This window comes from Streptococcus dentiloxodontae (genome assembly GCF_053206925.1).
Genome location: NZ_JBRUHR010000007.1, coordinates 1 through 15,405, shown reverse-complemented (window position 1 = coordinate 15,405; position 15,405 = coordinate 1). Strand labels below are relative to the sequence as shown.

The following is a 15,405-nucleotide window of genomic DNA, read 5'->3' as shown; positions in this document are numbered from 1 at the left end:
TAGATACAAACCTTTAGTATTCCTTCTTATTATACCCAAAGTCAGCCAAGTCCAGCTTCTTGTCCCGCCAGTTTTTCTTGACCTTGACCCAAGTTTCGAGATAGACCTTGTCGCCTAGCATGAGCTCAATATCGCGGCGAGCCATTTTACCAATCTTCTTGAGCATAGCGCCGCCCTTGCCGATGATAATGCCTTTTTGGCTGTCGCGTTCGACCATGATGGTCGCACGGATATGAATCTTGTCTGTTTCGTCATCGCGTTTCATGGACTCAATGACAACCGCCACCGAGTGGGGCACTTCCTGCTCGGTTAGCTTGAGAACCTTCTCGCGAATCATTTCAGACACGAGAAAGCGCTCCGGATGGTCGGTGATTTGATCTTCTGGAAAATACTGGAAGCCTTCTTCCAAATTATCCTTGAGAATAGTCATGAGGGTTTCGACATTATTGCCCTGTAGCGCTGAGATAGGCACAACCTCCTTGAAGTCCATCTGACCGCGGAAATCGTCAATCTGCTCCAAAAGCTGGTCTGGGTGCACCTTGTCAATCTTATTGATGACCAAAATAACAGGGACTTTAGCAGCCTTAAGACGCTCCATAATCATATCGTCGCCCTTGCCGCGCTTCTCATCAGCCGGCACCATGAAAAGCACCGTCTCCACTTCGCGCAGCGTGCTGTAGGCCGATTCCACCATAAAATCGCCCAGAGCTGTCTTGGGCTTGTGAATACCCGGCGTGTCAATAAAGACGATTTGCTCGGTCTCTGTCGTGTAAATCCCCATAATCTTATTGCGCGTTGTCTGCGCCTTATCAGACATGATGGCAATTTTTTGCCCCATGACATGATTTAAAAAGGTTGACTTTCCAACGTTAGGACGACCTAAAATCGCTACAAATCCTGATTTAAACATAACTAATAAAGGAGCCTTCCAGCTAGTCAAACAAAAGCACATCATGCTGTTTCCCTAAACCAGAAAGCTCCATCCTTTCTTTAAAAATTCATATTAAAATTTAAATAGAGAACCAAAGAAACATAAATTCTCACCGAAAATCTCTTATCTTTAGCTGGTAAGCTGACGCCCATCAGTCAGTTCGCCATTTAACCAAACAGCAGCTGCCAGATACGCGGTACAAAAATAATCAATCCTACAATCACCGCATAGCCAGATACAACCAGAACTGCTCCTGCTGCCATATCCTTAGCATTCTTAGCCAACATCGAAAAGTGATAATCACTGGCCAAATCAACGACATTCTCAATAGCCGAATTGATAATTTCAAAAGTGACAACCAAAAAAATGGCCAGCAGCAAAAAGAGCCACTCTACAGCAGAAATTTGAAAGACCAGGCCTGCCAAGATAGCCAAAACCGCAGAAATAGCATGTTTGCGCATGTTGCGTTCTTCTTTAAAGGCAGCCACTACACCTGTGACAGCAAATTCTAAACTAGATGTGAAATCTCTGTTTTTCCACTTTCTTTGTGGTTTATTGTCGCGTAAGTCCATAGGCAGTCAAAATCTCTTCCTGTAAACCGAACATCTCAGCCTCTTCCTGAGGCGTGTAATGATCATAACCATTAATATGCAAAAATCCGTGAACCGCTAGAAATCCCATTTCCCGTTCATAAGAATGGCCATATTCCTCAGCCTGTTCCTGAGCCTTATCAACAGAAATAAACAGTTCTCCAATGTAAGAATCAAATTCTGCCATCATCTCAGCCAATTCAGGATCAGCAGCCAAATCTTTCTCATCAACGGCAACGGTTAGATCAGGTTTATATTCCAGACTGATAACATCTGTGGGACGGTCTGTATCACGGTATTTCAAATTAAGTTCGTGGCTGCGTTCATTGGTCACAAAGGTTACAGCCATTTCTTTATTTTCTTTACCGGTTTTTTGAGCAGCAAATTCCAGCAATTCCATCGTCTGTTTTTTCACTGCCTCAGAGACCTGGCCAGTCTCATCAATTAATTCTATGTACATCTTTGGTACTACTTTCAAATACTTTAATCACTTCATTATACCATAAGAGCAGATAAAAAACAGGCTTGCACCTGCTTAAAATTTTTCGATGAATAAAGCCTCATCAGTCCTTCAAAGCTGCGGCTACTTTTTCTTTTAGAATTGGCAGCACCTCTTCTTCAAACCAAGGATTCTTACTCATCCAAAGTTGATTGCGGGGAGACGGGTGAACCAGAGGGAAATATTTGGGAAGATAATCGCCGAAGTGTTTAACGGTTTCCGTTAAGTTCTTACGGTAGTCCTTACCGAGATAATACTGTTGTGCATAATTTCCGACTAAGAGAAACAGCTGCAAATCAGGCATTTCTTCTAATAACTGCGGATGCCATTTTGCAGCAAAACCCTTACGAGGAGGCAAATCACCAGACTTTCCCTTACCTGGATAATAAAAATCCATAGGCAGTATGCCAAAAAGGCCGGATTCATAAAAGGTTTCGCGATCCACATCCATCCAGTCTCTGAGACGGTCTCCGCTGCGATCATTCCAAAAAAGCCGCGTCTCCTGAGCCACAATACCAGGAGCCTGACCAACAACCATAATTCTAGCTGTCTTTGGCGCTGTATACAAAGGCTCAATCCCCTGTTCGGTATAAAATTGATTGTCGGCATCAGCCATTATTTGAGATTTAATAGACATCAAAACACCTCCCTAATAATTAGTTTTCCAAAGAACTCTCCTCCAAACGCTGAATATGAATGGTCAAATAAACCTGTTCATCACGGCTCATGTCAAAGTCATAAGCAGATTTTACATAATCCTTAACTTTAAGTGTGCAGGTAAAAGAACTGGGATAATTGAGTTTGACCTGTTCATAGAGAAAAGCATCATTTTTACCCTGCTGAACACCATTGACCACACGCTGGGCAAAGTACTGAATATGCGTGATAAACCGATTATAGGAAATACTATCATTATCTAGCACACAGCCAAAATGCAGACGGACAATCTCCAAAATATCCATGACGATTTTTGTGACCTGATGGCTTTTTTCTATTGCTCCGCCATCTTTTTGTGCATTGACAAAATGCAGCGCTATAGAGGCAGATTCATCCTCAGCCATCCTCACCCCCAAATGATGAGAAATTAAGCGAATCGCTTGCTTTCCAATCTCATATTCACGCGGGTAAAATTTCCGAACTTCCCAAGCCAGAGGATTTTGCAGAGCAAGACCTTCAGCTGTCCTTTGAATGGCATAATGCAAATGATCTGCTAAAGCTACAAAAAGTGATGGCTCAAATTTTGTTTGCAGGGCACTTTCTGCAAAGGTAATAATATTTAAAAATACCTGCATCTCATCAGCTGGCAGATCTACATAAGCCTGCGTCAGCTCCTTGGCTGATTCCATATCATCTAAGATAAAAGTCTTTTCAATTTTTTTAGGATCAATTTCATCTCCTGCGCTCTTTTGAAATCCTAATCCTTTCCCCATAACAATGCACTCCGTCTCGTTTTTCCCAATAACTTGAACCACATTGTTGTTTAGAACTTTCTCAATGCGCATATGCAGCCTCTTTTGTTTTTTCAATATACCCTTATTTTACCAAAAAAATGCAAACACTGCCTATTTTCTTCAAACAGTTACTCAAAAACAAACTAAAAAAGAAGGAGAGAGCATCTCCCCTTCTTAGATTTCATCAGTCAAGTTATTTTCTGCAACAGCTATGTTTCGTCAAGATTAAAGTTCTGTGCGATTTTCAATAGCTCTAAGCAGAGTTACTTCATCTGCATACTCAATATCCGATCCAACTGCTAAACCACGCGCCAAGCGAGTCACCTTAATTCCTGCAGGTTTGAGTACCCGTGAGATATACATCGAAGTTGCTTCGCCATCAGCTGTCGCATTGGTTGCAATGATGACCTCACTGACCTTGGAATCCATCAGCCGTGTAATCAAAGTCTTAAGGTTAATATCATCTGGTCCGATGCCATTCATTGGAGAAATGAGGCCGTGCAAAACATGATAGAGGCCGTGATATTCTTGAATTTTTTCCATAGCTGACACGTCCTTAGACTCTTCAACAACTAAAATGGTAGTTTGATCACGTGTTTCATCATCACAAATAACACAGGGATCCTGATCCGTCAAATTGCCGCAAACAGAACAATAAGTCAAGTCCCGCTTGGCCGTTAAGAGATTTTTTGCAAAATCATTAACATCTTCGTCAGACATGCCCAAAGTATAAAAAGCCAATCGGGTTGCCGTTTTTGTCCCAATTCCAGGAAGCTTGGAAAAACTGTCAATCAGCTTAGCTATTGGTGTAGGATAAAGCATAAAACACCTCTCTTAAATTCAATCTTAACAACTATAACACAGAAAAAGCCCTCGTGCAAGACGAAGGCATGTACTTTATCGATAGGGTAAATGATAAAGTCTAGTACATGTTTTGATAAAGTTCCATGATCTCTTTTACCGCATATTGGTGATTATGCGTATCAGAATTTGAAGCATGCGGGTACATGAGGGCAACTGCAATTTTTTTACCATTATCAGCCGTTGCATAGGCCACAACATTAAGGTTAACAGTTGATGTTGTATTACCAGATTTATCTGATGAGTAGGTTTCAGCAGTCCCTGTTTTTCCACTGATGCTAATAGCTGAGCTGTTCATGTATTTACCAGTTGCTAAGGTATCTCCTGAATTAACAACATTATAGAAACCTTCCTGAATAATTCCCAATTGATCTGAACTAATAGGCAAAGTACTAAGCACCTTGGTATCAATCGTTGAGTTCAGCGTCCCCAATTCACCATTGTCACCTGCATCATAAATACCAGAAACGATGTGCGGCGCTACTCGATTTCCCCCATTGGCAATCGTTGCTACGTACTGTGCTAACTGCATCGTAGTGTACGAATCATACTGTCCGAAAGCTTCTGTCAGAACATTGGCAGCATTGTAATCATCCGAAATATAACCTTCTGATTCTCCCGGCAAATCCAATCCTGTAGAGACTCCCATTCCAAAGTCAGCATAAGTATCACGAAGGGCCTTCATAGCCTCGTCCATCTTATCTGTTGACAGGGTCATACCCGGACTGTAATCCTGACCTAAAAGCTTCATGGCAATCTGAACCATATAAGTATTAGAAGAATATTCCAGAGCCTGAACTGCCGTAATCGCTCTGGAACTTGACCCTGTGAACCAAGAAGTAATTGGAGCTGATCCTGAAATGCTAATCGGCTGATCATTCAGAACTTGATTGCCAGAGATAACACCTGACTTCCAGCCTGCTGCAAGAGTCGCTCCTTTTACAACCGACCCTGGAATAAAAACATCAGTGACGGTTCCCAGAGCATCAGCTGTAAAATCTGCTGCTCCTTGCTTATGAGCCTGACCTGCCATTGCCAAAACTGAACCTGTGTCAGCATCTAAAGCTACGGCATACATTCCCTCAGAGTATGTGGCATTGTTGTCAGCGATTTCTGCAGACATGTATTTACTGAGAATTGATTCGACCCCCTGCTGGAAATCAAGGTCAATAGATAGCTGTAAATTATGTCCTTTACTGCCTTCTTGAGTAACTTTATCTGACTCAACAGCACCTTCTGAATCAACCGTTATTTTACGCACAGTATGCTGTCCTTGAAGGGTAGATTCGTATTCCTTCTCTAAATAAGATGTCCCAACTCGGTCATTGAGAGAATAACCTTTTGAAAGATAGTCTTTGGCATCTTCTTCTGGCAGTCCGGATTCCGAGGATGAAACTGTCCCTACAATGGATGACAAGGCAGAGTTGACTGTTGCTCGATCCCAATCCGTAGCGACAGAAATACCGCTCAATTCGTCCTGTTTTGCCGATACAAGCGCAATCTGTTCCTCAGTCAAATCTCCTGTTTTCAAGGTTACTGTTGAGAAGTTAGAGACGGCATTCATTTGAGAATAGATATAAACAATCTTGAGCTCGTCTTCTGAATAATTAACCATATCGTCAGTAACAGCATCTATGGCATTGGAATAAATAGTAGACTCACTCAGGTTATTGCCATAATCATCAAACTTTTTATTATCCGGCAAATCCTTAACAACCTTGGCATAGGTATCAGAATCTGCCAAGTAGTAATCACGTTTCTCGCGATCAGAAACATTTGTTTCAGTCAAAGTGACCATCGTTGCCAGTTTCTGAGCAACCTTTTTAATCGTATCAGAAGTCACAAGATTATTGCGGGTAAAAGTGATAACAGTCTTACTCTGATTGGTGGTCAAAGCAACACCATCAGCGTCATAAATCTGTCCCCGCTCACTGGCAGTTTTTACCGTATAGGTCGAGTTTTTCTCTAAAAGATTTGTATAATACTGCTTGTCTGTAACCTGCATATAAGCTAGGCGCCCAAAAAGCACCAAAAAAATAGCCAAAACAATTCCAAACAAAATATAAACGCGACGCGAAATCTTTATTGGTTTTCTTGGCTTGGCAGCTTTTGGAATTTCCTTTTCCTGCTGCTTCTTATTTTTGTTCTTAATTCGTTTAAAAAAGTCCCTCACTAATCATCGCCTCATCTATCAAAAATTCTCTTATATTTTATCATAAAATTTCTTCAGTCAGCTTAAAGAAACTGTAAACTTTTGAGAAAATCCTAAAGCGCATATTTCACAGGTTTTACAGTTGTCGTTCATCGTCTGCTCAAAAATAAAAATATTTCAAAGTCCGATAAGAACCTTGAAATACTTGATTTAATTTTCTTGACTGATAGATTTCATCCATTTGGGAATAGCTGCACTAATTGCTGTCGGTAAGGTGACATAGGACTCATGGGACAAATCATCAGCAATAGCCGAATGCAGCCAGACTGCCGCTCCCACTGCTTCAAAATTCGCACCAAATTGAGCTGCAAAGCCTGCAATCATGCCTGCCAAGGTGTCACCCATTCCTCCAGTTGCCTGATAAGGCCCGCCCGCCTTGAGTTCTGACACTTTTTGCCCTTGAAAGACCTTAGTCGCATGGCTTTTAGCAACTAGGATGGTTTCTTTTGGAAAATCACTTAGTGCTGCCTGTGTATTAGAAATAGACTGCTGCGGAATCGTTAACTCCGACAGCCGCTCCCATTCTTTTTGATGAGGTGTCAAAATCAGCTGTTTTGTTCCAAAACATTCGGGTTTATCTGTTGCCAGCAAATTCAAGGCAGAGCCATCAATAATCAAAGCCTGCTTAGACTTAATCGAATGCAAAACTTCCAAGAAAACCTGCTCGGCCTTAGCTGACTCAGATAAACCAGGACCAATCAAGACAAGATCAGCTGCTGTTATTTGCTGATTTAACCTATTTAAATCTCCTGCCTCAAAGGCCATAGCTTCAGGTAAATGAGCATGCAGAGCAGGGATATTTTCTTTTTCGGTTGCTACTGTCACTAACCCCGCTCCGCTATTGACACAAGCCAAGGCAGACATAATAATCGCACCCCCGTAAGGGTAAAAACCGCCAATCAGCAGAACGCGACCATAAGTGCCTTTATGACTGACTATTTGACGCGGTCTAATAACCTTTTGCGCCAGTTTACGATTAAGTTCCATGGAACTACCCCTTAGCACTGCGAAGAGCTGCCTGATAAGTTTGCTCCATAAGCATGGTGATTGTCATAGGCCCAACACCTCCTGGAACAGGTGTAATATAGCCAGCGGTATCAAGGACGTCTTCATAATCTACATCACCCACCAATTTGCCATTTTCATCGCGATTGATACCAACATCAATGACAACAGCACCTTCTTTGATAAAATCCTTGGTAACAAAGTTAGCGCGGCCAATAGCAACTATTAAAATATCCGCTTGACGGCAGACAGCAGCCAGATGATGTGTGCGAGAATGCGTCAATGTTACCGTCGCATTTTTATCCAAAAGAAGCTGTGCCATTGGTTTGCCGACAATGTTTGAGCGGCCAATAATGACGGCCGTCTTGCCTTCTAAATCAATTTGATAATCGTGTAAAAGTTCCATGATACCAGCTGGAGTACATGGCAGCATCTGAGGGCGGCCATTCCAAAGATTTCCCGTATTCATGGGGTGAAAGCCATCCACATCTTTTTTGGGATCAATAGCCAAAAGAATTCGATTTTCATTAATGTGATTAGGCAGAGGCAGCTGAACCAAGATTCCATGAAAAAGATCATCTTCATTGTATTTCTCGATAATATCAATCAGTTCTTCCTCACTGATATTTTCGGAAAGCCGAACGGTTTCACTGCGAAAACCAGCAACTTTAGCAGAGCGCTCTTTATTGCGAACATAAATTTGACTGGCAGAATCATCTCCTACCAATATCACAACCAATCCTGGAACAATCCATTCTTTCTCCCTAAGTACAGCAACTTTTTCTGCCAATCTGGCCTGCATTTTTTGAGCGACAGCTTTCCCATCAATAACTTGCGCGGTCATAAATCTTTATCTCCTTGAAATATTCGTTAGCTCTATTTTACCAAAAAAACGGCATCTGTGATACCGTTTAACAACTCTATATTCTCATTACTGTCTAAAATGCCGCTGCATAATTTTATCTTTTATGCCCTTGTTCTCGTTTTCTAGGAAAGAGACCCAAAGCCATCATTAAGAGTCCAGCTCCCACAACACCAGCTAAATAACCTGAATCGTCTCCTGTTGTTGGAAGGCCTCCTTGAGAAGGAACTCCGTAAGCCTTATTATTATAATTAACTGGTATAATGACTGACTCTGGATCGTTTCCTTGATATACAGTTCCTAATTGAGAAGCTCTTAAATTATTTAAAAAGCTTAATTCAGTAAGATACTGATTTTGACTATTTGCTAAGTTTTCCTTAGCAGATGCTAAGACAGCCTCAAGCGGCGCCACATCAATTTTATTTGCCGGTAAGGCGGCACGATTTGCTTGCGCACTGGTCAAAGCTGCCCTAAGAGCAGCAAGTCTGTCACGATCTGCTTTTAATTTTTCATTAGCCGCCTGAAGCGAAATCTCTGCAGCTTTTGTTTTCTCAGGAGTAGCCTGCAAGTCTGAAAGTGTTTGTTTCAGGTTATCAAGCGCTTTCTGATTCGCTACTATTTGATTTTCAAGATTCAAATAAGTTGCATAATTTTCTGTTACGTATTGGAAAGTTGTATAAGGTAATCCTTTAACTTCTTTACCGTCAAAATTAAGAACGTATTCACCAGCATCATTTTTAGAAGCAGTGAAACGATCTTTAATATAACCAATAGTATCGCCGTTTGGATTATTATCAAAAAGAATAAACTCTAAAACAGTATCAAAATAATCGTTACCATCATCTGCATTGTCAAGCGCTGCGCCCACACCAAACTCATCAGCACGAGCAGCTAAAACTGAAATGGCATGTCCAAAGATAGCTTTATCATTATTAGTCATATCTGAAGCTGTACCCTTAATGTTCATATATTCAGTTAAATAACGCATGACTATATAATAAGCAAGTTCCTGATCACTACCGACATTAAAACTTTCCTTGCTTGTAACTGAGACATCTTCTGAACTATGCCACCATGTTGTTCCATTCGGATAATCAGAAATATAATTCTTTATATCTAAACTGGTTTCATGGTCAGCACTATTGTCTTCTGCAATTTCCTCGTCTGCGCGAGCCTGTGCCCATGCATCTGCTTGAGCTGATTCACTACGAGTCGGAACACTGGTATTAATTCCATTAGCATTTCTTGCATCCCTAATATACTGTCTCAAATAGGTATCATAATTTGATTCATTAAAACTGTATGCATTAGGATCTGCAACAATGGTAACCACTTCAGGTTCCCCACTGCCATTTAAACGAGCAGTTGTATAACCGTCTTGTTCTTGTTCCTTGTAAATAGCATCCAAAACCGCTTCCATATCATGAGTCTCTATTATTTCTGCAGCTGAGCTATTTGATCCCAGCTGATTTTTAAGAGAATCTATAGCAGCTTGCTTTTCAGCTATTTCAGTCTGCTTAGCGTCAATATCTGTTTGACGCTTGGCATCTGCTTGAATAGCTTCTTGTAATCCCTTATCAGCTTCTGCAACTGCAGTCTCATCTTCAGAAATATCAGTCTCTAAGCTAGATTCTTCTTGATCTAGCTGGGTTTTCGCTTCATCAACCGCTTGATCCGCAGCATCAATTGCTTGGTTTGTCTCTACAGCATTGGTCACATCTGCTTGTGCCTTTGCAACATCTGCTTCAGCTTGAGCAAGATTATTTTGAGTTTCACTGACTACTGCTTCTTGACTTGTAATCTGCTGATCTGTACTCTGTTCACTGCTAGCTGTAGAAATACTGGCAGCATCTGATTCTGTTGTCTCATCTGCCAACACAGCACCAGCAGATGAAAACGTTGCCAAAGCAGCACCAGCAAGAGCTATACCAAATAAAGGTTTTTTATTCATAGTTATCCCCTTTTCTCATGACCTATATTTGACTATTAATTCAGAAGTTCAGAGTTCTAAACATTAGTGAAATATAAAATTAAGATTAATTCCATTTAATCTTTATAATTCAAAAATATTTTATCATAAAATTAAAAAAAATCAACTGACTTAATATTAACAGTCGATTTTCATAGAAAAAATAGATTATGTGAAAGTTCTAAAATGAAGTTAGCCACTTAAAGGTATTAAAAAACATCTCAGAGAGAGAATGTCATTTACCACAAACACACTAGAAAGACTCTGAGATGCAAGATTATTATACACCAAAAGGGAAACAGTTGACATTAGCTGACCGTCGAAATATTGAGCGGTGGCTCCAAGAAGGGCATTTCAATCGTGATATCGCCATTCTTGACCGCCATTTGACTGCCCCAATCCATGAAATTGATCACCTTCTCAACATGGTAGTCTGCTGCAAGCTTGGCGACTGCTGGACCAGACTGGCTGAAACCAGACATATTGGAAACACGGCCTTGATAAGGTGCAATTTTGGCCATAGTTTCTTCATAAAAACGCTTGACCGCCTCATACTGTTTGGTCAAATGTCCTTGCTTCAGACCGAGAACGCCGTTGGTATCTACCGCATTGACAGTGGACTTCATAGCCCTTGTATGAAACCCTTCCCGAGCATAAACCTGAGTCCCTGCTACTTTTTCTTTGACAATTTTTGGAAGTTCTTGCATCTGTTCATCTGTCAATCCCATTCCCAATACTCTCCCCTTTGAATTTTTAGATTGTAACGGATCTTAGAATCCACACTTCCTAATTTTGATTTGAACACCTGTTTAAGCTGATGATTATCAACCAAAGCCACAATGTTCTCATCAATTTTTTCACTGATTGACAATTTTGCCTCATCAGGTAAATGATCATGCTTGGAAACATTGATTTCTTCTCCTGTTGCAGAGTTTGATAAATAAATAAAATCATTGCCATAGACATCTATGTCAAGTGAATCTATCCCACTCAATAATCCATAAGAATCATAAATAACATTACCGATTTCCCCACCTAATATTGCTCGATTGCCATCATTATCGTAAATGACCGGTACAACATCTATACTAAACATCGTAAATCGGCCGTCACCGTCTATAAAGATAGGCGAGAATCCAATCTTGCTGACTCCGGAGTAATGCTCCTTGATGTAAATAGCGATTTGTTCCTCCAAAAGCTGGAAGGCATGGCGGTAAAGCTGGTAAAGGCGGTCTTGTGGTTGCTGTTTCATGTTAGATCCTCTCTTAACTTAATAAAAAATAAGCAATGTTATTGTTTGTTTTACTAATAACATTGCTTCTATTGCTGGTTGTATTTACTGCTTATGATTATTGAGCATTACTCGAATAATCAAGTTTTGAACTGACTAATAGATTTTCTATGGCTTTATTTACAACAATTGATAAATCTATAACTTTTGCGGCTTCTTCTATGATCATTTGCAGAACTAAGACGTAGAGGATAGGCCACTCGCTTTCTTGAGGACAGTAACGTCTAATAGCTGGTTCAAAATTAAACCATATTTTTCGATATAGCCCAAGAAGGTTTTTAGGATATTCCATTCCCCATACTTTATATTCCTCATTGGTTGCATTTTTCAGGCTTGTTTCAACAGTTTCATTAATATCAGGAAGATCAGCCTCAGGATTTAACTTAAGATAAGTAGCCATGATAAAATTCCAAACAGGCATTTCGGATTCAAAAAGATAATGGTTAATTCCTTCACCAATAAAAATCCTGCTCCCATTTTTGCAATCAACCGGAACAAGAGCCATTTGAGGTACATCATCACCCTTTTTCAAACTCTCTCGTACCGCCATTTGACAGCTCATTCCTGTTAAACCGCTTCCCCATAACAGAAATTCTGTCATATTAATACGATTGTTAGGATCAATCAGACTATCATACAGACGTTTGTAAATATATTGGGCTCCTAACTTGGCACCAATTAAAGGATCTGTTTTTCGTTTTTCTTCTATTTGTTCAAAAAATTCTTCTTCTGTCATCATTTTTCCTTTCTTTATCTTAAAGCAACTAGCTATAATTCTTATTCCTATATGTGTCCTGAAAAATTATTCCGAAAACAAAAGCTCGTCTGGTACTTCTACACCATCAATGGAAAAATCTTCTGAAACTATTTCATTAGGAATTCCCTGCTGATTTCTTAATTTTTCTTGGAAAAGACGTTCAGATTCTCGGAAGCGTTCTATTTGCAGCGGGCTAGTCATAGGATGGTAATCTTTTTGGCTTTTTGGAAACCAAGTAACAGCTTCTGGAAACAATTCAAATTGGAATGCTTTTTTAGCTCGAATAGGCGGTCTGTTATTAAAAACTATAATACTAGTATCTGGCGCCAACCTCATGATTTCATCAGGATTCATTAAGCTTCTTGATGAATAGTTCACATTTTCATTGATGGCGGAGCCTGTTTGTCTGCTTATCACAGAATAAATATCTCCGCTCTTAGAATCAGACTTACTTTCGGTTTCAATCTTAACGGTCGCCTGACCCAGAAGTTTACTAAAATATTTAGCCGTCGTCTCATTACTTGCTGTCAAACAAATCTTAACATTATGATTTCCCAGAATACTTTCAGCTTTTTCCTTGCTGTATTTATCTTGAAGCTGGGTGATGGTTTGACAAATAGTCGTTACTCCTATTCCGTATCCGCGGCAAGTGGCAAGAAATTCTTCAAAATTAGGAAATTTCCCTAAGTTAACAAATTCATCAAAAATAAAATCAACCTGACGCGGTAACTTTGAACCATTTTCAGCACCTAGAAGGTAAAGTTGAGAGAAAAGCTGGGTGATAAATAGATTGACAAGTCCTTCAAAGGCATTATCCATAACAGGAATAATGATGTAAAGTGCAATTTTTTTACGGCCAATGTCCTGCAAATGAAAATCACTGAAACTCGTAAAGTTAGCCACTTCATCATCAACAAAGTCGGCGATGGTAGTCAATAAACTCATGATAATGGAATTGCGCATTCTTCCAGTAGACTTTTTAAACCCAAGTTCATACGCTCTTCTGGCAGGATGGCGTCTATCTAAAGACATAAATGCCTTATCCAGCTGGCTGCTGCCATCCTCTTCTTCTTCAACATCATAATTTTGCAGGAAATCAGTAATCCCCCTAAAGTTACGATCCACAGGCGGTAACTCATAGATTGCGTATAAAATAAGAGCCCTCAGCAATGTTCGTTGAGAATAATACCAGACATCCTTTTTACCATCTGAATTAGCACTGTCAACAATTTTTGTTGCGACTTCTGTTGCATGAATATCTTTTGTCACATAATCAAGAGGATTGTAGCGGCTGCTGCGAGTCATATCCATAAAATTGACAACATGAACTTCATACCCTTGTCTTTCCTTGATACCTGCTGTTAGTTCATAAACTTCTCCTTTTGGATCTGTCAATACGAGAGAGTTCTCCGTCTCTGCCAAAGCATTTGTAATAACAACAGACTGTGTTTTAAATGAGCCCGGTCCTCCGACAACAAATACATTGCGATTCGGTCTTGTTTCATTGTCCTGATAAATAACCTTTTTGTCTAATACACCTAGAATTGTCCCATTCATTCGTTTATCCTCTCTATTTTAAGCTCTCCCGCCATTCATTAAAAAACTGCTTTTCTGTTTTGTACTTGAAATTTCCATCTTTAACAAGACTCTTAAATGACCCCCATTTAGCTGTTCCGTGAGTTCCGCCATCACTGCTTTCCCACTCTTTATCCAGTTCTTTGATACGCTTCACTGTAAGAAAAACCATTCCTAATAAAATGGCAATCATACCAATAATGAAAAACCAATTTTTATCTGTAAAATACTCGAGCATTGCATGAATAGGATGCTTAGCCGTTTCTTTTATCTCCTGAGAAAGGATAGCTGTTGTCAGATTCAATTTTAAATCTACTACAGCTTTACCCGCCGTTACAAATAGCAAGTAGACATATTCCAACATAATACAAGTTACAACACCTGCTATAACCAGCAATTTTTTTTTCATATAATCCTCCACATTATATCATTTCTGTAAGGTTCGTCATTCTTTCTAATACCCACCAAGAAAACGATCCAAATTCTCCCTAGCATGTTCAAAATCAACAAAGCCGGATACGACAACTTCTACGTCTCCTCTTGTAGGTTTTACAATACTGAAAAAATCCTCATCGCCGCCTAGGTTGCTCTCTCCTACAATATGCAGAGCCCGCTCATATTTATCAACCTCATTGGTCAATTTTATATGATAAACTTCCAGAAACCCTTTCAAAAAAGCTTTCCCAAAATAATCAAACTCTGCTTTTATTTGTCTAAAAATAGCCTTAGGATGTTCACTAGCCAAACGATTGACCTTTTTATGATTCTCTAAATCTATCTTTCTTAGAAAATACTCTTTCATATCAAATGAGCTCACCCTCACTCTGGAGGAAACATAATGCTGAAATAGCCGTGTCCTCGCTTTGGTAAGCGGTATAGCCTCACTTTTGAATTTTAAAATGAGTGCTGGATCTTTTAGGTCAGTTTCTTCTTTGACGATTAGACCATTATGATCATTTGCGACCAAATACCACTTATCAGAAATATCTTCCCAATATTCTACCCTTATCATTATAACTTACATCCTTTCCTATAAAGACCAGTACCCCCTACGGTCCATCGGGTCCGTCTGAATCGCTCGGGCCTTTTGGTCCTTTTGGTCCCTTGGGGCCTTTAGGATCCTTTGGCCCTTTTTCGGGACCCTTGGGTCCATCGGGGCCTCCGCCCCGGCCTCGCTCCTCCTTGGTCGCCTCAACAACCTCAGGATTAGACTTGCCATAAGCCGTCAGCTGCTTCTGCGCCCTCTCAGTCACGGTCGACTTCGTCTCACCCATGGGATTACGCGGCTCATCTTCTTGTTCCTGCGCCTCAGATTTTTGAGAAGCCGTCCCCTCTTCTGACGTTGAAGCATTTAGACCCAGAGCCTCTGCCTTCTCAGGATCCAGTTTAGTAATGCGGTCGC

The 15,405-nt window shown here is 40.3% G+C and carries 16 protein-coding genes and 1 pseudogene; 1 reads left to right on the top strand and 16 read right to left on the bottom strand.

Features of this window, described 5'->3' with window-relative positions; all coding sequences use genetic code 11:
• Positions 1-13: 13 nt before the first annotated feature.
• The 10 genes from era to ACVRZ8_RS05090 form a co-directional block, all read right to left on the bottom strand.
• Positions 14-910: a GTPase Era gene (era, locus tag ACVRZ8_RS05135; RefSeq protein WP_447448244.1), complete on the bottom strand. Its 897-nt coding sequence runs from the start codon at positions 908-910 to the stop codon at positions 14-16.
• Positions 911-1,098: 188 nt separating this feature from the next.
• Positions 1,099-1,503: a diacylglycerol kinase family protein gene (locus ACVRZ8_RS05130; protein WP_447448243.1), complete on the bottom strand. Its 405-nt coding sequence runs from the start codon at positions 1,501-1,503 to the stop codon at positions 1,099-1,101.
• Entirely contained in the window at positions 1,484-1,981 is a 498-nt protein-coding gene (gene ybeY / locus ACVRZ8_RS05125; RefSeq protein ID WP_447448242.1) for an rRNA maturation RNase YbeY, read from the bottom strand. Before ybeY ends, ACVRZ8_RS05130 begins: the two co-directional genes overlap by 20 nt.
• A 103-nt stretch (positions 1,982-2,084) precedes the next feature.
• Positions 2,085-2,657 (bottom strand): uracil-DNA glycosylase family protein, encoded by a 573-nt coding sequence (locus ACVRZ8_RS05120; RefSeq protein WP_447448241.1) that lies wholly within the window; start codon positions 2,655-2,657, stop codon positions 2,085-2,087.
• Positions 2,658-2,676: 19 nt separating this feature from the next.
• A complete protein-coding gene (gene licT, locus ACVRZ8_RS05115; RefSeq protein ID WP_447448240.1) occupies positions 2,677-3,522 on the bottom strand; it encodes a BglG family transcription antiterminator LicT in 846 nt (281 codons plus the stop codon).
• 174 nt (positions 3,523-3,696) lie between these two features.
• Positions 3,697-4,293 carry a recombination mediator RecR gene (gene recR / locus ACVRZ8_RS05110; RefSeq protein ID WP_447448239.1) on the bottom strand — a complete coding sequence of 199 codons (597 nt, stop codon included), beginning with the start codon at positions 4,291-4,293 and terminating at the stop codon, positions 3,697-3,699.
• 100 nt (positions 4,294-4,393) lie between these two features.
• Entirely contained in the window at positions 4,394-6,484 is a 2,091-nt protein-coding gene (gene pbp2b / locus ACVRZ8_RS05105; RefSeq protein WP_447448320.1) for a penicillin-binding protein PBP2B, read from the bottom strand.
• Positions 6,485-6,694: 210 nt separating this feature from the next.
• A complete protein-coding gene (locus tag ACVRZ8_RS05100; protein ID WP_447448238.1) occupies positions 6,695-7,531 on the bottom strand; it encodes an NAD(P)H-hydrate dehydratase in 837 nt (278 codons plus the stop codon).
• Positions 7,532-7,535: 4 nt separating this feature from the next.
• On the bottom strand, positions 7,536-8,393 hold the full coding sequence (locus ACVRZ8_RS05095; RefSeq protein WP_447448237.1) for a bifunctional methylenetetrahydrofolate dehydrogenase/methenyltetrahydrofolate cyclohydrolase: 858 nt from the start codon (positions 8,391-8,393) through the stop codon (positions 7,536-7,538).
• A gap of 115 nt (positions 8,394-8,508) precedes the next feature.
• A complete protein-coding gene (locus ACVRZ8_RS05090; RefSeq protein ID WP_447448236.1) occupies positions 8,509-10,362 on the bottom strand; it encodes an LPXTG cell wall anchor domain-containing protein in 1,854 nt (617 codons plus the stop codon).
• Positions 10,363-10,649: 287 nt separating this feature from the next.
• Here ACVRZ8_RS05090 and ACVRZ8_RS05085 point away from each other — a divergent pair.
• Positions 10,650-10,784, top strand: a pseudogene (locus ACVRZ8_RS05085) (helix-turn-helix domain-containing protein); the annotation flags it as partial.
• A 314-nt stretch (positions 10,785-11,098) separates the two neighbouring features.
• Here ACVRZ8_RS05085 and ACVRZ8_RS05080 read toward each other — a convergent pair.
• The 6 genes from ACVRZ8_RS05080 to ACVRZ8_RS05055 all read right to left on the bottom strand — a co-directional run.
• Positions 11,099-11,632, bottom strand: coding sequence for a hypothetical protein (locus tag ACVRZ8_RS05080; RefSeq protein WP_447448235.1), 534 nt, complete (start codon positions 11,630-11,632; stop codon positions 11,099-11,101).
• Positions 11,633-11,729: 97 nt separating this feature from the next.
• Positions 11,730-12,410 carry a hypothetical protein gene (locus tag ACVRZ8_RS05075; RefSeq protein ID WP_447448234.1) on the bottom strand — a complete coding sequence of 227 codons (681 nt, stop codon included), beginning with the start codon at positions 12,408-12,410 and terminating at the stop codon, positions 11,730-11,732.
• A 63-nt stretch (positions 12,411-12,473) separates the two neighbouring features.
• Positions 12,474-13,985 carry a VirD4-like conjugal transfer protein, CD1115 family gene (locus ACVRZ8_RS05070; protein WP_447448233.1) on the bottom strand — a complete coding sequence of 504 codons (1,512 nt, stop codon included), beginning with the start codon at positions 13,983-13,985 and terminating at the stop codon, positions 12,474-12,476.
• Positions 13,986-13,998: 13 nt separating this feature from the next.
• Positions 13,999-14,412 (bottom strand): hypothetical protein, encoded by a 414-nt coding sequence (locus ACVRZ8_RS05065; protein ID WP_447448232.1) that lies wholly within the window; start codon positions 14,410-14,412, stop codon positions 13,999-14,001.
• A 45-nt stretch (positions 14,413-14,457) separates the two neighbouring features.
• Positions 14,458-15,015 carry a hypothetical protein gene (locus ACVRZ8_RS05060; RefSeq protein ID WP_447448231.1) on the bottom strand — a complete coding sequence of 186 codons (558 nt, stop codon included), beginning with the start codon at positions 15,013-15,015 and terminating at the stop codon, positions 14,458-14,460.
• Positions 15,016-15,052: 37 nt separating this feature from the next.
• Positions 15,053-15,405: hypothetical protein (locus tag ACVRZ8_RS05055; RefSeq protein WP_447448230.1), on the bottom strand; the 353-nt coding region annotated here is incomplete at its 5' end.